Source organism: Saccharothrix sp. NRRL B-16348 (assembly GCF_001280085.1).
In the GTDB taxonomy this organism is placed as follows: domain Bacteria; phylum Actinomycetota; class Actinomycetes; order Mycobacteriales; family Pseudonocardiaceae; genus Actinosynnema.
The window spans coordinates 1-20,884 of sequence record NZ_LGED01000006.1 but is presented as its reverse complement, the minus strand read 5'-3'; the positions used below and the strand labels follow the sequence as shown (position 1 = coordinate 20,884).

Below are 20,884 nucleotides of genomic sequence, written 5' to 3'. Positions count from 1 at the left end.
ACGGTGGCCCGACGACAACGACACGGTGGTGCGTGTCGTCATGCCCGCCGGTCGGCGGGCATGACCCTCGTCCTCCTCGGCGACGGATACATCCGCTGTCCGGGCCGGAATGAGGGTCGGGTGCGCGACCATCGCGGTCGGCGGTGTGCTTGCCGAAAATGTCGTCCGTGCAGGTCAGGCGACGTGGTGGTACTGCTTGAGGATGCCGCCCAGTCGTTGGCGTCGGTGGATGTCGAGTCGGGTGTCGCTGCTCGGCCGGGGGGCTGGCTGTGGTAGCGCGTGACCTGTACGCGCAAGCACTGCTCGGCAGCTGACCGCCTTCGCACCCTGCGGGACTTGCGGTGCTGCGGGTCGGCGTTCGGAGCGATGTCCGTACGTATTCCGGCCCCTGCGGGACGCGCACGGCTGCGTGTCCGGTATGTGGCACGCCGTCATGGGGCAGTCCGTATTTTTCGGGTAAGTCAGGATTGTCGGGTGAAGTCCCGGGTGTGGTCGTCGCGTGCATGGGTTTGGAGCGGGATCGCCGGTGTGCTGCTGGTGGCCGGTTCGGCTGGTGTGATGTGGTGGCTGCTGGGCCGGACCGACGGCGGGGACGGGGCGGGGATCGCCAACGTACTGGCTTTGCCGGTGGCGGTGGCGAGCATGGTGCTCGGGCTGGTGTCGGCGGCCGCGGCGGTGCGGTCGATGCCGCGGGCCGACGACCCGGCGGTGCTGGCCACGGCGGCGCGAGAGTTGCTGCGCGCGGTGTCCACCGCCGAGGCCGCCACCCTGGCCCGACTGTTGGGCGATACGGGGCGGGTGCGTCCGGCGAACGTCGGGTTTGCGCAGCCCGAGGCGGCGTTGCTGCGCTGGCGCACCGACGGTGGCGCACGGAACGGCGCTCTGGACAACGTCGTGGACTACTACCGGTGTCTGGAGATGGAGCGCCTGGTCGTGCTCGGCGAGCCCGGGGCCGGCAAGACCGTGCTGGCGTTGCGGCTGCTGACCGATCTGGCCGTGGTCGCCCGCGATGCCCTGGACCGGGATCCGGTGGCGCAGGTCCGGGTGCCGGTGCGGTTGAGCCTGTCGTCGTTCCCCCCCCGCCCGCCGGCCCGCATTCCCCGGCCGCTGTGCGGGCCGGCCTCGACGGGTGGGTCGCCGCGCACCTGACCCGTGTCCACGGGGTCAGGCCCGCGGTGGCCGCCGCGCTGGTCGCCGACGGCCGGGTGCTGCCGGTGCTCGACGGCCTGGACGAGATGGATCCCGACCACACTCCGCCTCACCGTGCCCGGCAGGTCCTGCACGGGCTCAACCACCCTGACGGACCGCTACCCGGTCCTGTCGTGCTCACCTGCCGCTCCACCCACTACCACCGGCTCCTCCATCCCGACCTACCGGACACACCGCCGGCGGCGGCACAGGTACCGGTGCCCGAGCCGGTAGCGCTGCAGGATGCCACGGTAGTCGTGATCCAACCTCTCGACGTCGAGCAGATCGTCACCTGGCTGGCGCACCGCTTCCCCGACCCCACCGTGCCTGAAGGACTGCAACGCCGCAATGCAGTATGGACCGGCCGTGGACGCGTGCATGTCAGCAGTGTTCTCGGTAGGGTGACGTCGGAAAGTATGTCGGCCAAGTCGTCTCAGTCAAATGGCTGGGCACAGTTGCACAGATCCGCGCAGCAACGGTATCTGGGTCTGTTTCCCACGTGCGGATGGCTCGATCACGGCCGCTGCTGATCAAGGTGTGGCCGTCCGATGCGAAGTCAACCACATTGATGTGGCCGTTGTGCCCGGTCAAGTCCGCCATCCGCGCGGGAGCATGTGGATTCTTCACGTCCCAGAGCACAATCGGCCCGCTGGTACTTGCCGCGAGGTGCGTACCTGACGGATTAAACGCGATCGCGGAGATTCCCGCCGGGTGGATGAGTGCGCCGCCTAGGACGGCGGGTTCCTCCGGATTGCGGACGTCCCACAGCCAAAGCCTCCCGTCGCCGCCGCCGATTGCCAGAAGTGACCCGTCCGGCGAGAAGTGGACTCCCCACAGATCGCTGGTGTTCCGCGTCAATGCGGCAAGTCGGAAGGGGTTGCCGAGATCGGTGATATCCCAGAGCGTGAAGACACCGTTTCCCACGGCAGCGAGCAGTTCGCGACCGTCTGCATTTCGCGCCAACGCAACCCTGGTGACACTTCCAGCGTGCTGCTCGAGAGTCCTTTTCTCGACCAGCTTGTTCCCATCTTCGATGGTCCACAATGTGATCTTGCCGTCGGAGGTGCCGGCGACCAAGTGGTCGGGACTTGACGTGAACGATATCGATCCGACTTCTCGGTCGCTTGTGGCCAATGCTGTATCGAGCAGTACCGGGGCTTTCGGGTCGACAATATTCCATAATTTGAGTAGGCCGCCATGTCCGGACGTGACCATCGTCAGGTCGTCCTGGCTGAACGCTATTGCCCCTATCATTTCGTCGGAGGCTTTCACTGTACTCAAGGGTTTCAACCGTCTTGGGTTCGTCGAATCCCAGAGCTTCAGTATGCCGTCCGAACCTCCGACCGCGAGGAGGGTGCCGTTGTGACTGGGTCGCAGAAAGAGGCCCCATCCGCTGTGGGAGGGTCCGACGGTCGTCAGATCCCACAGCGTAATGGTTTCGTCGTCGGCGCCCGCTATCAGGGTCGTGTCTGCAGAGATGGCCACTGAATTCACCGGCGCACTGTGGGCTTTCTGTAGCGAGACGAGATTTGGTGAAGCCGGATCGGTGATGTCCCACAAACGAATTGACGAATCGTTGTTCGAGGTGGCCAGATGGATTCTGTCCGAACTGAAGGCGATCGAGGACACCTCTTGGGTTCCGTCGCTCCCCGAGCCGATCGGTACGGGCGCGGCAGGCTCGTCCACCGTCCAGAGGATGAACTCGGACTTTGTGCCGACAGCCAATGTTCGACGGTGAGGACTGAACGTCACCGAGGTGATCGGCCTATCGCCCATTGTGACGACACCGCGCTTGACGGGCTTGTCGCCCGGGATTGTTTCCCACAAAGTCGCCGTTCCATCCAGGCCGGCGGTGACGACCAGTTTCGAGTCGTGACTGAACGCCACGTTGGCGCCGTCCGACGACTGCCTTATCGAATGAAGCAATATGGGGTTCTGCGGGTTTCTTACATCCCATAGCGTCGTGGTGTGATCTCGACTCCCGACGGCGAGGAAACGACCATCCATGCTCAGGGCTACGGACTTGATTTCACGCGAGTGGTGGCGGATCACGTGCGCCAGAGTGACAGCCTTCCGGTTGGCGGCGGACCACAGTGCCACGGTCCCGTCCAAACTGCCGGTCGCCATGAGAGTGCGGTTGAACGACACTGACCATGCGGCACTGTCGTGATCGGTCAATCTGACAGGATCACGAGGCCGGTTCGGGTCGGATATGTCCCAGAGCGTCACGACACCGTCGGTTCCGATGACCGCCAGAGTCTGTCCTTCGTGTCCGATGGATGTGCCCTTGACGTCATCGGTGTGATCAACGCGGGTTGAGACGGGTGCGGCGGCATTGCTTAGCAGGCCGCTGAGAGTTTCGGAATTCGGATGTATTCGGAACGCTGCCACACTGAGGTGGCTGGCCAACGCCGAGTTGCCCGGCATGGCGTCCGTAGCATGTCGGATTGCGCCTCGCACGTTGTCGAGATCACGCAACTTAAACGCCGTGCTGGCGGCGAGATATGCACCGACCCCACTGCCCAATGCAGTCAGGATCGCAATCGAAAGAACGATCACGAGGCTGCGCAGCCGGCGCATGTTCCGCTGTTGGGCCCGGCCACTCACGGCGACGAACTCGCGTTCGAGTGCGGTGAGCGGGCGGGTCGGGTCGTCGGCCACCACGTTCGCGTCGGCCAGTAACTTGCCCCGGTACAGCGCGCCGGGATCACGGTTCTCGCGTTCCCACGTGGCGGCGGCCTCACCGAGTCGCTGGTGCACCAGCAGTCCCGCCCGGTCCTCCTCGATCCACCGCCGCAGCGCCGGCCATGCTCGGACCAACGCCTCGTGCGTAATTTCGACGGTGTCTTCGCGTTGGACGAGCAGCCGCGCAGCGGTGAAGGCGGCCAGGACCGCCGACGCCTCGCCCGGCCCGCCTCCGGCCTCAAGCAATTCCGCGCGGGCCAATCGACGCCGCGTGTCCTCGGTGCCCTCCCCGATCCGGACCAGTCGCGGGAACATCAGCCGGCACAGGTGCCGCCCGGTCGTGTCCAGGCTCGTGTAGACCCGGTCGGCGCTGCGGGCGACGGCACCCTCGATGCCGCCCGTCGCTCGGTAACCCCCAACGGTCAGCGCCTTGCCTTCACGCTGTTGCCACGTGGTGCGTAGGGCATGGGCCAGCAGCGGGAGCCTGCCCACGTCGTAGCCAGCCGCGCTGCCGCTGGCGCCGAGGTCGTGCAACAGCAGCTCGGCCAAGCCGGGTTCCACGGTCAACCCGACATCCTGGGCTGGATAGAGAACGGCTTCGCGCAACTCATCCTCGGACAGCGGGCCGATGACCAGTGGGCTGTCCCGCAGCGCGCCCCGCAGCACATGGTCGTTGGCGCACGCGGCGTAGAAATCCGCCCGCACACCCAAGACGACCAGCGCCGAGGGAGTTCCCCGGGCGAGCCGGTCGAGCACCTCGGTAAAGGTACGCCGCCGGTTCTCGTCGGGGCAGAGCGTGAAAAGCTCCTCGAACTGGTCCACCACCACGAGGACATGTCCGTCGCCGCTGGCCCTCGTGACCGCATCGACACACCGCGCCGGGTCTGCGGCCAACTCCGCGGCTGTGACACCGGGATGATCACCGACCAGCGGGACGACCTGTTCCGCGAGCGCGGTCAGGGGGTCGGAGGTAGGGGTGAACAGCAGTCGGGGCCACGCGCTAGATCCAGGCAGCGCCGACTTCTCCAACCGGGGCAGCAGGCCGGCGCGCAGCAGCGAGGACTTGCCCGCGCCGGACGGCGCCACGACCATCTGGATGCCGCCGGAGCGCTGTCGGTGGTCCAGCGATTCCACCAGCTCTGCGATGAGCGCGTCACGGCCGAAGAACCACCGCGCATGCTCAGGGCCGAACGCAGACAGCCCTGGGTACGGGCACTCCCCGTCCGTCGAGCCCGAATCGGCGCGCCGAGCGCCGCGCACACCCGAGCCGTAATAGTTGTGCTGGTCGCCACCGACTTGGACGACTTGCGCGTGTTCCGAGGCGGTCGCCTGCAGGTGGACGGACTTCCGCCCGGCCTGCTTTGTGGTCTCGTCACCGGGCTTCATCGATGTACTGGTCACCGCCCGCCTGGTAGATCCTGGAGTTGTCCTGGGCTGTCGCCCACATGGTGACCGTCATAAGCCCCGGCGCGCTGGCGTCCAACGCGGGTGTCAGAGTGTCGCCCAACAGCCTGCGCAGTTCGGTCCCCAAGGAGGGCTCAGCAGCCAGCAACTGGCTTAACCGGTTCTGCCAGTCGATCACCAATTCGCGCTCCGGCTTGTCGTCCTGCGCCAGACGCGCTGCGATCGCATGCGCGCGGGTGTCGGCGATCTGCGTATCAATCCTGGCCACGGCATCAGCATCATCCGGCCGAGTACGTCGCCGCAACTTCTGTAACTCCGATGGGTTCATCTTTGCTCGGTGGGGTTTGTCCTTCTTATTGATTCAATGCCGTTTACAGCCGTTGTCCACGCAGGGGTCAGGAGCGCATCGGGCCGCCCTGGTATTCCGGCTTGAGGGCGTTGTTGGCTTGTGTGTCGGAGGTTGATGCGGTCCCGTAGGAGCCGTTGTAGGTGTAGATGATGTTCTGGGCGTCTCGCCAGGTGATCATCCAGGTGCCGTCGGTGCGGGTGAGTGCGGTGGGGTCGGTTGCGGCGTCGTTGAAGTCCTGGACGGTCCACTGGCGGAATGGTCCCGCGGGTGTCGACTGCCCGGTGACGTGTACCAGGTTGTCGGCTCCGCGTGCGGCGAGTTCCACCATGCCGCGGTCGGTGACGACGGCGGCGGGGGAGCCGGTCGTGATCAGGTCGCCGACTGGTGACCATGCGCCGGGGAATGTGCCCGTGGTCTCGCGTTGAGTGTGGACGCGGCCGTCGGCGCGACGGGTGAAGATCTGCAGACCGCCGTCCTGGTGGACCACGAGTGTGGGTTTGCCCAGGCCGTCACCGAGGGCGCGCCACGGGCCGAGTGTGCCGTTGGCGAACCGCGCGACGCGCATCGAGCCGTCGGTGAAGCGGGCCGCGATGTCGACTGCCGAGCCGTTGCGTGTCGCAGTGATGTCGGTGGTGAGTCCGGTGCCGTGCAGCTGTCGCCACGGTAGGTATCCCAGGAGGTCTTGGGTCTGTGGGCGTAGCCACAGAGCTCCCGCGTGGTCGACGCCGAACACGGCGGAGCCGTTCGCGGTGGCGACCATGACGGGGTCGCCGAGCAGCCAGCCGGCGTGCTGCTTGACGCCTGCTTCCCAGGGGCCGTTCTTGACCGCTTGGAGCTTGCCGCGTACGTCGGCGTCATCGCTGCTGTTGGCCAGCACTTCCAGCCTGCCGTCGGCTCGGGCCGCGGCGCCGGGCGTGCCGGTGAAGCGATGATGGTCGGGGAAGCTTTGGTAGTCGATCAGCAGCGGGTCGTCGATCCGGCGTTGCTTGGCGTGGACGAGTCCGCCTTGGCTGTTGACGTAGAAGTAGTTCATGAGGCCGTCGGTGCCGGGCACCGCAGTGGTGGCGGCGTCGTAGCGGGCCGGGACGGCAGGTCTGCTCGGGGCGGGCGCACCGAGGAGGGTGCACGCGTCGGTCATCGCGCCGACCTGCCAGTCCGCGCGCCAGCCCCAGTCGATTTGCTGGCTCCCGTGGAAGGTCCCGTCAACTTCGTCGTAGCGGTACCAGCGTAGTTTGTCGTCGGAGCTCTCTTCGCGGCCGTAGATAATCCCGGCGCCAGGGGAAAAGAGCGCGCGGTGCATATTCCAGCCGTAGCCCGCGTAGTGCTTCTGCTGGATCAGGCGTTGTGATTCGGGATGGTACTTGTGCCTGTAGAGTGCTCCGTTGTCCTGTCCGGGGTCGCGTACGAAGAAGACTCCGTCACCGGCGGCCACGATGAGGTCGTACCGGTCGGGGTTTCCTTGCTCGAGTACGCGGCGTGTCCAGGTCTTCGTCGTTTCGTCGTAGCGTTGCCATGACAGGACCCCGTTGGAATGTAATGAGTAGAAGTCGCCGCGCGAGTCGATCGTGAGCCGTTTGCGGTAGGCGGGCGTATCCCAGCCGGTCCACTCGGTGTCGATCTTCTCCGACCAGCCGCCGCCTGGTCTTTCCCAGTCGCTGCCGGTCCAGCGAAAGCGGTACAGGTCGCCGTCGATGATCTGGTACAGTAATCCGTTGGGTCCGATGAGGGTGTGCGGATACCACCCGTTGCCGATGTGACTCCATCCGCTCCAGGATGCGATGCCCGTCTCGGGTTCTTCGTGGTTGTACAGTCGCAACGATCCGTCCGGCAATGCGGCGAACACCGACACCGCTGTCCGACATTGCAGCGCGCTCGTCGCTGCCGCCTTGGCGGTACCGGTTGGTGCCACCGTTGAGGCGGCCAAGGACAATGCGGCGAGCGTACCCAAGAACCGTTTGTCGTGACGCATCCCACGTTCCTTCCTCAGTAGTATTGGTGGGCGAACTGTCGCTCGATGGTGGAAGACGTCGTAGGGGCTGGCTGATCGTCGGATCGACTGCATCGAGGGGCTGGAAGGCGTTCGCCCCGGTGATCTATCCAGAGCGTCGTCTGACGTTGGCCGTCAACATGTCGATGCAACGGTGACGAGTCGCAGTGGTGTTGGCTCGCTGCTTGGGCAGGCTCACGCGGTACTTCGCATGCGGCACCACTATTCCCGGTATATGTGGCCGACCGGAAACTGTAACGGATCACGCTGGAGCCTGTCAGCCTCCGAAAGGGTGCCGCTAAATGCGGACTGGGTTGGGGTGTAGTGCCGAGCGTTCGTCCGTATGGCTGATGTGTGCTGTGAAGGGTTGTAGCCCATTGCGGTCATTGCCTTTATCGAGGCGGGTGTGGAAAGTTTCGATAGCGGGTTCTGGTCATGAGGCTGGATCGGCTGCGGTTTGCCACGGGGCGGGGAATTATGACTGACGGTCGTATTCGGCATGTGCGCGTCGGTGCGTGGAGATCCGAAGCCGTTCGTATCGTCGCGGCGCTCGGTCTCGTGTTGACGCTCCTGCTGGGCGCGGTTCCTCCTGGCGTCGTCGACGTCCTGCCCTGGTTCGGCACTGCGTCCGACGATGTCAATCCGGGTGATCTCGCACCGGATCAGGCTTGGGGTTCGGCGGAAGGACAACCGCAGTACGTCATGGGAGAGTCGGTCAACCGTGCGTCGCCACGCGCCGAGTTGGCGGACTACCCGCAGCCCGAGTTCCCGCGGACAGCCGTGCGGACGAACGAGACGCGCGAACTGTCGGCACCGTCCGACCCGACCGGCTTCGACGCGGCGAGCAGCCGTGAGGACCGGGGGAGCAGGCAGGCGTACTCACGCACCTATGCCAACGCCGACGGTACCCGCACCACGGAATTCAGCCAGGCACCTGTGAACCACCGGCGACCTGACGGAACGTGGCATCCGATCGACACCACGCTGGTCGCGGACGGCGATGGATGGCGTAACAGCGCCGACGAGGTCGAGATCAGGTTCGGTGCGACGGCGTCCGACACGCCGTTCGTGCGCATGCGGTTGCCCGACGGGCACGAACTGTCCTTCGGGCTAGCGAGTGCCGCATCCGCACGGGCACAGGTCGAAGGCAGCCGCGCCGTCTACCCCGGCGTCGCGGCGCATACCGACCTGTGGGTGGACGTGATACCCGGCGGGGTCAAGGAAACACTGGTACTCGACTCGCCCGACGCGCCGCACGCGTGGACTTTCCCGTTGCGGCTGACCGGTCTTACCGCCCGGATGGCGGACGGCGATGTGGTCCTGGTCGACGTGTCCGGGCGTGAACGAGCCCGGATCCCGGCCGGTTTCATGACCGACAGCCATCCGGAGAACCCTTCCACCTCACACGGTGTGCGCTACGAACTCGTCGACCGCGGCGATGGCCAGGCGTTGCGGATGACGCTGGACCCGGTGTGGCTGCGTGATCCGGGTCGGGTCTACCCGGTGTCGGTGGACCCATCGGTGCACGGCGCGACCGCGAACGCCGCCGTGGTGACCTCTGGCGGTGCCCGTACCGGCGGCCCGGAGCTGCGTGTGGGCGACGGCAGCGCGATGTACCTGAAGTTCGACGGGATCGGCTCCGCCCTGGCCGGGCATCGGGTGTACGCCGCGCAGCTGTACTTGACCAGTTTCGACGCGCCGTCCTGTCGCCCGGAGCCGGTCACAGTGCATCCGGTCACCGCCGGCTGGTCATCATCTGGGTCGGGTCACCCGCCGACCGGCGGCGTGATCGGCGGTGCGTCGTTCGCGCACGGCTACGTGGCGCTGGGTCAATCGCACTCGGCATGCCCCACCGCGGCCGACCTCATCGAGCTGGATACCGCCGGGCGTGACCTCGTGCAGGGTTGGGCACGTGGCGTGGCGAACAACGGCCTGGCGGTGAAAGCCACCCGGAGCTGGAAGAAGTTCACCGGCACCGGCACGGCCAACCCGCCGCGGCTGTTCGTCACCCACACCCCCTACGACGCGTCCTACCGGATCGTGCGGGGTGTGCCGGAGCCGCCCGTGCACCGGCAGCAGGACGGCAAGGTCAGCATCGCGGTGACCAACCGCGGCAGCCAGACCTGGACACCCGGCGCGTACAAGCTCGCCTACCGGGCCTTCACCTCGGAAGGACGACCGGTCGACTCCCGCGAATCCGCGGCACTGCCGCGTGACGTACCACCGGGTGACACCGTCACCCTCGACGCAACCGTCTTCCGCTTCGCCAACCCCGGTGACTACCTGCTCGACTTCAGCATGGTGCACAACGACATCTACTTCACCGACGAGCAGATCCCACCGGCGCGGCTGTCGATGACGATGTTCGAGATCCCGCCGATCGTCAAGGCGCAGTACCCGCCCGCCGGGCATTCCGCACCCACCCTGACCCCGCAGCTGTGGGCCGACGCGGTCGACGTCGACGCCCCGCCCGGCACGGACGTGCGCTATGAGTTCGAGGTGTGCGACAGCGCCGTCGACGGCGCCCCGAACCTCGCCGCGTGCACCCTCGGTCCCCGTGCAGCGAGCAGGACATGGACCGTCGCGAAAGGACGGTTACAGTGGAGCGAGACCTACCACTGGCGGGCCTTCGCGATCGACCCCAGCGGCGCCCGCAGCGAGGCATTGCCGTTCAGCGCGCTGTTGACCGCCGTGCCGCAGCCAGACGTCACGTCGCACCTGGGCGGCGCCCCGTACAGCGCGGGTGATCTGGACTTCGACCCGCAGGTGGGCAACTACACCACGGCCGCGGTCGACGCCGCACTCGGTGTGACCGGTCCGGACCTGAACATCGCCCGCACCTACAACAGTCTGGACCCGCGTAAGACGAACCTGTTCGGCGCGGGCTGGTCCACCCGCTACGACATGCGGGTCGTGCCGGATCGGGACGGGTCGGGCAACGTCGTGGTCACCTACCCCGACGGGCAGCACGTGCGGTTCGGACGCAACGCCGACGGCAGCTTCGACCCGCCGCCTGGACGGTTCGCCACCTTCTACCAGGACGTCACCACGGCACGGAACTACGTGCTGGTCGACAAGGCCAACACCGTGCACACCTTCCGCGAGTTCGACGGCCGCCTCATCACCATCCACGACAATGCCGGCCGCATGCTCGAACTCGACTACGGACCCGACGGGCAGATCAAACGCGCCATCAGTCGGGCGAGCGCGAACCGGACGCTGTACTTCACTTGGACCGGCAACCACGTCACCGAGGTCCGCACCGACCCATCGGTGACCGGCGGCACACCCATCAGGTGGATCTACTCCTACCTCGGCGACCGACTGACCGGGGTGTGCGACCCGAAGGGCGGTTGCACCCGATACGACTACGACAACGGCTCGCACTACCGCAGCGCGGTGCTCGACTCCCGACCCGACTCCTACTGGCGTCTCGGCGAGACGGACCGCGAGGACGCCCTCAGCCAGGTCGCGATCAACCTGGGCAAGGACAACGGCGCCCACCGCGGCACGCAGCTCGGTGTTCCCGGCGCACTGGGCGGCAGCCCGGACACCTCCACGGGGTTCAACGGCACCGGCTCCTACGTGACGCTGCCCGACGGCGCGATCAAGAAGTCCCGAGACCTGTCGGTAGAGCTGTGGTTCAAGACCACCAGTGGCGGATCGCTGATCGGGTTCCAACGGGCGCCGTTCGACCGCGACCCGGTCGGTGCGGTCCCGGTGCTGTACGTCGACCGCGACGGGAAGCTGCGCGGCCAGTTCTGGCACGGCCGGATCGCACCCATCACCAGCACCGACACCGTGAACGACGGACGATGGCACCACGTCGTGCTGGCCGGATCACTCGCGACACAGACGCTGTACCTGGACGGCGCCAAGGTCGGCACCACCGACGGCGAGATCGACAACAGCCTGTTCAACCACGGCCAGATCGGCGCTGCGCACGCGGTCGGCCCGGACGCGTGGCAGCCCCACGGCTGGTGGCCGGGTGAGGCCAAGAAGCACTTCACCGGCGAGATCGACGAGGTCGCGATCTACCAGCACCCCCTGGGAGAGGAGGCCGCGCGGGCGCACTTCTTGGCACGGGAGCACTCCGACCAGCTCACCAAGGTCACCATGCCCGGCGGCCGGGTAGCCGCCCACCTCGCCTACGACACCACCAACGATCGCGTCCGCAGCTACACCGACGACAACGGCGGGCACTGGAAACTGGGCCTACCGCAGGTCAGCGGCACCGAGACACAGGACGCCCAAGGCCGCACCGTCCGCAACCTCGTCCGCTCCATCCAGGTGACCGACCCTGGCGACCGACACCACTTCTTCGACTACGACCCGATCAAGGGCCGGATCATCCGGTTCGTCGCACCCCTGGGCACCGGCGTACGCCTGGAGGACCGACCCGACCCGTCCGTGGTGCCGACCACGCCGTCCACCGCACCGCCCTGCACCGGCGCGACCAACCCGGACGGCACACCCGCCTACTGCGGCGGCCCGGGGGCGAGCAACCCGAGCTGGCAGGGCGGCCCGGTCCAGGGCGTGGGCGTACGGACCTTCGCATACGACAAAGACGGTTTCCAGCAGACCATCACCGACGAGAACGGGCACCGGGTCGAACTGCGCAACGACGAGCGCGGCAACGTCGTCTCCCGCACGACCTGCCGCGAACCCGGCGTCTGCGACACCGAGCACTTCACCTACCACCAACCCGCACCGGGCAAGGTCAACGACACCGACCCCCGCATCGACAAGCAGCTCACCTCCCGCGACGGCCGCTCCACCGGACCCACCGACAACCGCTACCTCACCACGTCGGAGTACGACACCCGCGGCGAGCTGCTCAAGCAGACGATGCCCGACGGCACCACCGTCACGCACTCCTACACCGACGGCACCACCACGGCGGACGGCGGCGGCAACGAACCCGCGGGTCTGCTCAAAACCACGCGCGACGCGCGAGGCAAGCAGACCACCTACCGGTACCACGCCAACGGCGACCTCGCCTCCACCACTGAACCCGGTCGTACCGACACCGAGACCGACGGTCTCATCACTCGATATCGCTACGACCTACTCGGCCGCAAGACCGCAGAGGTCGAGGTTTCCGACACCCACCCGCAGGGCCTGGAGATCAAGTTCGGCTACGACGAGCTCAACCGGCTCGTCGAGGTCACCGACGCCCCGGTCGCCAACGTCGTCGACGGCGTCCGGCACACCAAGTTCACCAAGATCAGCTTCAACGTCGACGGACAACCGGAGAAAGTCGAGGTCTCCGACCTCACCGGCGGCGATCAGACACGCACCACGACCTACAGCTACGACGACCGCGGCCGGCAGGACTCGGTCACCGACGCCGAAGGCGCCAAGACCAGCTACACCTACGACGTCTTCGGCAACCGCACCCAGGTCGTCGATCCCCTGGGAACCCGCATCGAGTACGCCTACACCGCCCGCAACAAGATCGCCGAGATCAGGCTGCGCGGGTGGCACGGCAAACCGGTCTCCGGAGGCTCCGACACCGGAGAACCCTCCGACCCCGGCACGCTGCTCGTACTCGAGGCCAACACCTACGACCTCGGCAGCCGACTCGTCCGCCGCGTCGACGCCATGGGCCGCAAGACCCTCTACGAGTACACACCCAACGGCCTTGTCTTCCGCATACAGGCCGAAATACCGATACCGGGCGGCGCACCCCGCAAGGTACTGCTGGAACAGAACGCCTACGACGGCACCGGAAACCTGATCCGACACACCGGCCCGAACGGCCGGATCACCGAGTACACGATCGACACGGTCGGCCGCGTCACCGACATACTCGCCGACCCAGGCGGCCTCTCGCGGCGCACTGCCTACCGCTACGACGCCAACGGCAACGTCACCCAGATCGCCCGCACCGGCAACGGATCCAACACCCCCGGCGTGCAGACCTCGGCCGGCACGGTCGTCGACTACACCTACGACAACGTCGGCAACCAGACCAGCGAGACCATCCAGTACGGCAGCACACCGCTAACCACCACCCGCAGCTACGACAAACGCGGCCTCCTGACAGCGGAAACCGACCCGCGCGGCAACCTCGCGGGCGCCAACCCCGCCGCGTTCACCACCGAGTACCGCTACGACGAAAGCGAGCGGCAGGTCGCCATCACGCTGCCCTCCGCCCAGGTGGAAACAGGCGGCGGCATACCGACCACCACCCGACCACAGACACTGGTCGGATTCGACACCTTCGGCGACCAGACCACCGTCAAGGACGAGAACGGCCACATCACCCGAACCATCCACGACAAGGTCAGCCGTCCGACTCGCGTCGAGACACCCGACTACACCCCACACGGTGCCACCCAGCCGATCAAAGGCGTGGTCACGACCCGATACGACGCCGCGGGCAACGTCGTCGAAGCGACCAGCCCGCGCGGCGCGGTCAGCAGATTCCGCTACGACCAACTCGGCAGGCTCCTCGAACGGCAGGACCCCAAGGCCGACGACCCGAACGCGGTCGGCGGCGTATGGCGCTACACCTACACGCATAACGGTGAACGACTGTCGATGACCGAACCGACCGGCGCACGACAGGAAGCGACCTACGACGAACTCGGCCGCCAGATCACCGCCACACGGCTGGAACGTAAACCGGCCGCGGCGGCGTACACCACACGGCTGGAGTACAACGACGCTGGCGAGTTGGTGAAGGCGACCTCCCCCTCGGGCGACATCACCCGGTACGGCTACGACGCCCTGGGCCAGCGCACCAGCGCCACCGACCCGGCCGATGTCACGATGCAGTACGGCTACGACGGCCTCGGCCGCCAAGTCTGGCAGCGCGACGCACTGGGCCGCACCAGCTACCTGCGCCACGACGCCGCTGGACGCACGACCGGACAATTCAGCCTCGACGGGCAGAACCGCATCCTGCGGCGCACCAACTACAGCCACGACGCCGCGGGTAACGTGCTCACCGCCACGGACGGGCTCAACCACACAGCCACCTACACCTACGACGCGGTGAACCGGCTCACCAGCCAAACCGAACCGGTCTCGGACACTGAATCCATCACCACCTCCTTCGGCTACGACGCACGCGGCAACCGCACCCGCTACACCGACGGCCGCGGCAACACCTTCACCACCACCTACACACCCTGGTCCCTCCCCGAATCCGTCACCGAACCCGCGACTACCGCCCACCCTGCCCCCGCCGACCGCACCTGGACCTCGGTCTACGACACCGCAGGCAACCCTACGAGGCTGACCGCCCCCGGCGGGGCGGTACGTGAGCGGCACTACGACCAACTCGACCGGCTCACCACCGAGACCGGATCCGGCGCGGAAGCAGCCACAACCGAGCGGACCTACTCGTACGACGAAACAGGCAGGCTCACCCAGACCAACGCACCCGGCGGCCACAACACCTACCAGTACAACGACCGCAGCGCCCTGCTGTCCGCCACCGGTCCTTCAGGCGACTCGTCGTACCACTACGACGAGAACGGGCGGATCACCGCCCGCACCGACGCCTCCGGCACCACCGGCTTCAGCTACCACCGAGGCAGGCTCGCCACCGTCTCCGATGGCGTCACCGGCGTCCAACTGACCCACGACTACAACGAAGCCGGCCAGCTCAGAACCCTCAAATACGGCACGAACCGCATCCGCACGTTCGACCACGACGCCCTGGGCCGACAGAAGTCCGACACTGTCACCGACGCCACCGGCACGCCGGTGTCATCCATCACCTACGACTACGACAACAACGACCGACTGACCCGCAAAACCACCACCGGTCTGGCAGGCGCAGGCGAGCACACCTACACCTACGACCACACCAACCGCCTCACAACCTGGACCACAGGCGGACAGACCACCGGATACACATGGGACGCATCAGGAAACCGGACCCGCAACGACACCAAGATCGCCACCTACGACGAACGTAACCGCCTGTTATCCGACGGCGACTACACCTACACCCACACAGCACGCGGCACCACGGCCTCACGCACCTCCTCCGGCCTCGAAGAAAAGTTCACCTTCGACGCCTTCGACCGTCTCATCGGAGTCGGCCACACGAACTACACCTACGACGGCCTGGACCGGCCGATCACACGAGGCAGCACGTCCTTCCATTACGCCGGCTTCAGCCTCGACCCGGTAGCGGACGGCACCACCACCTACGGCCGAGGCGCGGCGGACGAACTGCTGTCCCTGTCGTCGGGCGGGACCACGCGGCTCACCCTCGCCGACAAACACGGTGACATCGTCGGAGGGTTGGACCCCGCCACGACCGGCATCGCGGACTCGGCGGCCTTCGATCCATTCGGCACCATCACGGCCACAACCGGAACCAAACGCCAGGTCGGCTACCAAGGCGACTGGACCGACCCGGACACCGGCCAAATCAACATGGGCGCCCGCTGGTACCAACCGAATACCGGCACCTTCACCTCACGCGACACCGTCTCGGCAACCTCCGGCGCCTCGATCCTGTTCAACCGCTACACCTACGGCGCGGGCCGGCCCCTCGACCTCATCGACACCGACGGCCACTGGCCGAGTTGGAGCGATGTGTGGAACGGGGTGAAAAAGGTCGCATCGGTTACGGTCAGTGTGGTCAAAGAAGTCTCTGGCTACAACGACGTCGTCAATTTCATTAACAACCCCAGCCTGGGCAACGCCCTCTGGGTGATCTCCAACGTCATCCCCGCAGGCAAATTTCTCAAGGGCGTCAAATATCTCGCCAAACACGGCGACGAAGCCGTCACCGCAGGTCGCAAACACGCCGACGACGTGGTATCCGGAGTCCGCAAGCAGGCCGACAACGCGGCCTCCGCCACCCGCCGTGTCGGAGACGACGTGCTCGGCGGGACTCTCCGGAACGCGACCGACTTCGCCAAGACCGCAGTCCGAACGGCAGTGCAGGCAGTGGCGCAGACAGCAGCGAAACGTGCTGCTGCTGCGGCCGCGGCAGCAGTCGCCCGACGCGCCGCAATGGAAGCGGTAACCAAACGCGCCAAGGCGGCTATCGCTCACGCTGCGAAGAACAACCCTCTGCCGGTACTTCAAGCCGTACTCAAAGCGCGCGTAGCGATGAAGGACCTGGTTTCCTCAGCGCCCAACCTCCCCGCGCGGCAGGTTCAAGCACTCGCGGAAAATGTCCAGGACGTCAACAAGGTCTTGGACATCGTCAAATCGACCATCGTCAAACCTGGAACGAATGTTATCCAAGTCGTCAGTGAACAAGTCGTCTCGGACTTCGCTAACAGTCAGATTCCGGGTCTGGGCGACTATCTCGACCTGGTCTCGCCCTCCCGTAAGCGAGGCAATAACTCTGCAAAGCGCTCCGAGTCCGAGGTGCGTGCTGATATCGGTGGCACTTGTTCGAAGCACAGTTTCGTCGCCGCCACCCTGGTTCTGATGGCCGACGGCTCGACCAAACCGATCTCCGAAGTGGAGATCGGTGACAAGGTCAAAGCCACCGACCCCGTTACCGGTGAAACCACCGACCGCGATGTCGTCGCCACCATCGTCCACACCGACGAAGACGACATGACCCGCCTCATCGTCACCGCCAACGACGGCACCATGGGTACGGTCGACGCCACCTCCTGGCATCCGATCTGGGTTCCATCTGAGAACCGCTTCGTCAACATCGGCGACCTCAAACCAGGCCAGGGTCTCACCTCGGTCGACGGCACGTCGCCCGTCGTGTCAGTGGCTGCGCGGCACACGCGCCTCGAACCCGTCTATGACCTGACTGTTGAGGGCCTCCACACGTACTATGTGCTCGCAGGCGCTACGCCGGTTCTGGTCCACAACTGTGGCGAAGAGATCGACTTTGCTCCCGGAACACGTCTGAAGAACGAGCAGATCCTTACGCGGGACCAGTCCGACGAGGTGGCCGCGTGGCTCGGGTACACGGTGAGGAGGGAAAAGTCGGCGGGCGGCCCGAAGATCTGGCACAACAAGAAGGCTCCAGCGGCCGAGCGGTACATCGCTCAGGACACCGCCGGGCACGGCGGAGGTCTGTTCAAGGCGGGGCCGACTGTCGAGTCGTTGCAGACGACGAGTTCGAAATACCGCAGTGGGTCGTATGATGTTGTCAAGAACCCTGACGGAACCATTGGCTTGCAACGAATCAGGAAGTGATGTTCTACCTCAGCATCTCGAAGCACTCACCTTCGGAGCGTGCGCGGGCGCGTTCCGGGGGTGAGTGGGGCTGGACGTCGTTCGATGAGGTCGGGGAGGTCTTCGACGGTCAAGAACTTACCCTGCGGGATTACGTCGAGGCCGAGGATCGTTATGTCTGCGCGGTGTGCGCGGTCATGGATTCGCTCGGTGCCCACCAGGCGGTGCTGCGGCAGGTCTTCATCGGTGAGCTTCCGCCGGAAGAATTAGGTGAGCTGTACAACGGGCGCGTAGTGGGTCTGCGAGAGGTCGAGACCCTGATCCGCAACCTCCTCAGGGGGGCGCATTATCACGCCGTCCTCGATCTGGGAAACGGGGTGTACGTTCGAGTCGGCTTCGACTTCTACCTCAACGTGTACGCGCCGGGCGATCTGTCGGCGTTGGTCGAAACGGTTCGTGAGTGCGGTCTCTACGTCGACCACTTCGAGGAAGAAGACGATCCGGACGATCATGACGCCCCGCCTCCTCCGGCGGATCACGACTTCTGGGCATCGGTCCGTGCCGCGGTCGAGGCGTCTGCCAGGCCGGTGCTGCTGATGGAGCGACGGGCCCGCGGGCGTTACGGGGAGGACTGGTACCTGGTCGGTGCCGAGGATCTGGACGACGTGGTGTCCGGACTCAGAGCCGGCGCGGAAGTGTTGGTCTACCCCGATCTGGAGGTGACCACCACGACCCCGGGCGAACTGGTCGAGTCGGTTGCCTCCTCGGTCGGGTCGTCGTCGAGCATCGTGCTCTTCGTCCGACCACGACCGCTGCCGCGGTTGGACTACCTGAGGTTGAGCGCGGGGCTGGGTTCGACGGTCCCGGAGGCGTTCGTGGAAGCGGAGGGTGTGGGCTACTTCCTGGACCCGGACCTGGAAGCGACCGACACCCGTTGCTTGTGGGCGATTGTGTGATTCGGAGCTGCCGTGTGAGGTTCCAGAAGTCGGCCACAGGGTCTGAACTGCGGGTTAGGCGGCTGTGGGTTCGTGCTCGTTGATCAGGCCGCCGAGGACTGGTCGGCGGCGTATCGAGGTGCAGCCTGGCTCTGCGGTCGAGTGGTCCGGTCGTGGTGGCGCGAGTTGCAGTGCTTGGTGTGGTCGGCGGTGGTTGTAGTGGGATACGTAGCGGCCGAGTACCGCTCGCAGGTGGTGTCCGTTGATGATGAGCAGTCGATCGGTGGCTTCCCGTCGGACGGTTCCGACGAATCGTTCGGCGTGGGCGTTGGCTCGTGGACACCGTGGCGGGATCTTGACGACCTGGATGCCCGCATCGGAGAAGACCGCTTCGAACGAGACGGTGCCGCGTACGTCGGCGATGGATCCGTTGAGGAAGGCGGTGTCGTTGTTGGCGTGGCGGGCGCGTCCGATGGCGAGTGGGCCGTTGGCGGCGAGGGGTGCGACGTCGGCGGTTGTCGCTTCGAGGGCTCCGTTGACGTAGAGCCGGGCGATGTGGCTGTGTGCGTCGTGGGTGGCGGTCAGGTGGGTCCAGGTGTTGAGTGCGGGTTCGTTCTTCGACAGGGCCTGTCGGGTGGTGTTGTCCGTGGAGCGGGTGGTGAAGGCCCAGCGGCGTGCGGTGGGGTTGTAGTGGAGTTGGAAGGCGCTGGTGGTGTTGCCGTCCTGGCTGACGGCGGTCTGGTCGGTGGTGTGGGATTGGATCTTGACCCAGGCGGAGACGCTGAAGTTCTTGGTGGTGTCGAGTACCTTGCTGCTGGTTTCGAGGTGGCCGGTGGTGCCGTTGAGCACGGCGGAGCCGTTGATCAGGCACCGACTGGTCGGCGGCGTATCGAGGTTCAGCCCGGCTCTGCGGTTGGGTGGTCTGGTCGTGGTGGTGTGAGTTGTAGGGCTTGGTGTGGTCTGCGGTGGTTGTAGTGGGTCGTGTAGCGGTTCAGCACGGTCCGCAGGTGGTGTTGGTTGAGGATGAGCAGGCGGTTGGTGGCTTCGCGTCTGACGGTGCCGGCGAACCGTTCGGCGTGGGCGTTGGCTCGGGGGCACCGTGGCGGGGTCGTCACGACGTGGATGCCTGCGCCGGAGAGGGCCGTGTCGAGCGAGGTGGTGAACTGGCTGGCTCGGTCTCGGATGAGGAACCGGAAGTCGTCTGCCGGGTCGCCGAGGTTCATCAGTAGGTTGCGGGCTTGTTGGGTGGTCCATGTCCCGTCGGGGTTGGTGGTGCCGAGGATGTGGACGTAGCGGGTGGCGACCTCCATCACGTAGACCCGCTTGCGGTCACGGCGCAGTCGACGTGGAAGAAGTCGCAGGCCAACATGCCGGAGGCCTGGGCGCGCAGGAATCGCAGCCAGGAGGTGTCGGTGTCGCGCCGGGGGTGCGGGTGGGATCCGCAGGCGCTTGAGTACGCGCCGTACGGTCGAGTCGGCCACCTGGTGGCCGAGCTTGAGCAGTTCATCTTGGATCCGGCGGTAGCCCCAGCCGGTGTTCTCCCGGGCCATGCGCTCGATCAACGCCACAATGGTGTCGTCGATCGGCCGGTCGGTGCGATTAGGTAGTCCACTTCCTCGCGACCAGGCGCCGGTGCCATCGCAGGATGGTTCCCGGTGTCACCAACCGGTGCTCGCGCAGCCGATGGGGGAGTCGGCGAACCAGCGCGGCGAGCACCGCGCGATCGGCCCGGTCCAACCGCGGGCGGGGGTTTGGTCCGGCGCAGCACGGCGACCTCGTGTCGCAGCACCAGCAGTTCGACGTCCTTGGCCGTGGAGGACCGGCCGAGCAGCACCAGCCAGTCACCGAGTCGAACGAAGATCAGGTACGGCAGTCGTAGCGCCACGCCTCGCGATCACGCTCCTACAGCCCATGGTGCGCGATCGCCGGAGGTCGGCGCCTCAGTGCGGGGTTCTGGCACCCCGGAGGCGCGCGCGCTCCGGATCGCGAAACTAGGCTCGGGCGGTGCACTGGGACCAACCTGAATTCGCCGAGCTGTGGCGGCTGGCCCGCGAGACCCTGGAGGGTGGCGGCCGGTCTGCGTTCGGCATTCGCGTCGAGGACGAGAAGACCGCCGCGGCGCTCACCGAACTGTTGCGCAAGCCGGTCGCGCACCCGGCCCGCCGGCAGATCTCCCTGGCGCGTCTGGACGAGCACGTCCGTGCGCACGGCAGC

General features: G+C 66.3%; 9 protein-coding genes. 4 read left to right on the top strand and 5 right to left on the bottom strand.

Annotated features, from left to right (window positions below):
- Window positions 1-474: 474 nt before the first annotated feature.
- On the top strand, window positions 475-1,149 hold the full coding sequence (locus tag ADK67_RS03325) for a hypothetical protein (protein ID WP_157619875.1): 675 nt from the start codon (window positions 475-477) through the stop codon (window positions 1,147-1,149).
- 420 nt (window positions 1,150-1,569) lie between these two features.
- Here the strand turns inward: ADK67_RS03325 and ADK67_RS03315 are convergent, their stop codons facing one another.
- The 3 genes from ADK67_RS03315 to ADK67_RS03305 all read right to left on the bottom strand — a co-directional run bounded on the left by ADK67_RS03315 (window position 1,570) and on the right by ADK67_RS03305 (window position 7,595).
- Window positions 1,570-5,274: an nSTAND1 domain-containing NTPase gene (locus ADK67_RS03315; RefSeq protein WP_157619874.1), complete on the bottom strand. Its 3,705-nt coding sequence runs from the start codon at window positions 5,272-5,274 to the stop codon at window positions 1,570-1,572.
- Entirely contained in the window at window positions 5,246-5,545 is a 300-nt protein-coding gene (locus tag ADK67_RS03310; protein ID WP_053714886.1) for a hypothetical protein, read from the bottom strand. The genes ADK67_RS03315 and ADK67_RS03310 overlap by 29 nt, the downstream gene beginning before the upstream one ends.
- 127 nt (window positions 5,546-5,672) lie before the next feature.
- Window positions 5,673-7,595, bottom strand: a complete 1,923-nt coding sequence (locus ADK67_RS03305) for a tachylectin-related carbohydrate-binding protein (RefSeq protein WP_157619873.1) — start codon at window positions 7,593-7,595, stop codon at window positions 5,673-5,675.
- Window positions 7,596-8,048: 453 nt separating this feature from the next.
- Between ADK67_RS03305 and ADK67_RS03300 the strand changes: the two genes are divergently transcribed.
- A complete protein-coding gene (locus ADK67_RS03300) occupies window positions 8,049-17,756 on the top strand; it encodes a LamG-like jellyroll fold domain-containing protein (protein ID WP_082403179.1) in 9,708 nt (3,235 codons plus the stop codon).
- Window positions 17,753-18,691, top strand: coding sequence for a hypothetical protein (locus ADK67_RS03295; protein ID WP_053714883.1), 939 nt, complete (start codon window positions 17,753-17,755; stop codon window positions 18,689-18,691). The genes ADK67_RS03300 and ADK67_RS03295 overlap by 4 nt, the downstream gene beginning before the upstream one ends.
- 54 nt (window positions 18,692-18,745) lie before the next feature.
- On the opposite strand, the gene ADK67_RS03290 is transcribed toward ADK67_RS03295, so the two are convergent.
- On the bottom strand, window positions 18,746-19,519 hold the full coding sequence (locus tag ADK67_RS03290; RefSeq protein WP_053714882.1) for a LamG-like jellyroll fold domain-containing protein: 774 nt from the start codon (window positions 19,517-19,519) through the stop codon (window positions 18,746-18,748).
- Window positions 19,520-19,566: 47 nt separating this feature from the next.
- Entirely contained in the window at window positions 19,567-20,232 is a 666-nt protein-coding gene (locus ADK67_RS50395; RefSeq protein ID WP_231647991.1) for an integrase core domain-containing protein, read from the bottom strand.
- Between the two features lie 442 nt (window positions 20,233-20,674).
- Here ADK67_RS50395 and ADK67_RS03280 point away from each other — a divergent pair.
- The coding region (locus ADK67_RS03280; protein WP_197289256.1) for a hypothetical protein at window positions 20,675-20,884 on the top strand (210 nt) is incomplete at its 3' end.

What these genes read in the sequence shown, in the direction of transcription:
- ADK67_RS03305 (WP_157619873.1), bottom strand. Translation starts at nt 7,595, where the DNA reads ATGCGTCACGACAAACGGTTCTTGGGTACGCTCGCCGCATTGTCCTTG.
- ADK67_RS03300 (WP_082403179.1), top strand. Translation starts at nt 8,049, where the DNA reads ATGAGGCTGGATCGGCTGCGGTTTGCCACGGGGCGGGGAATTATGACT.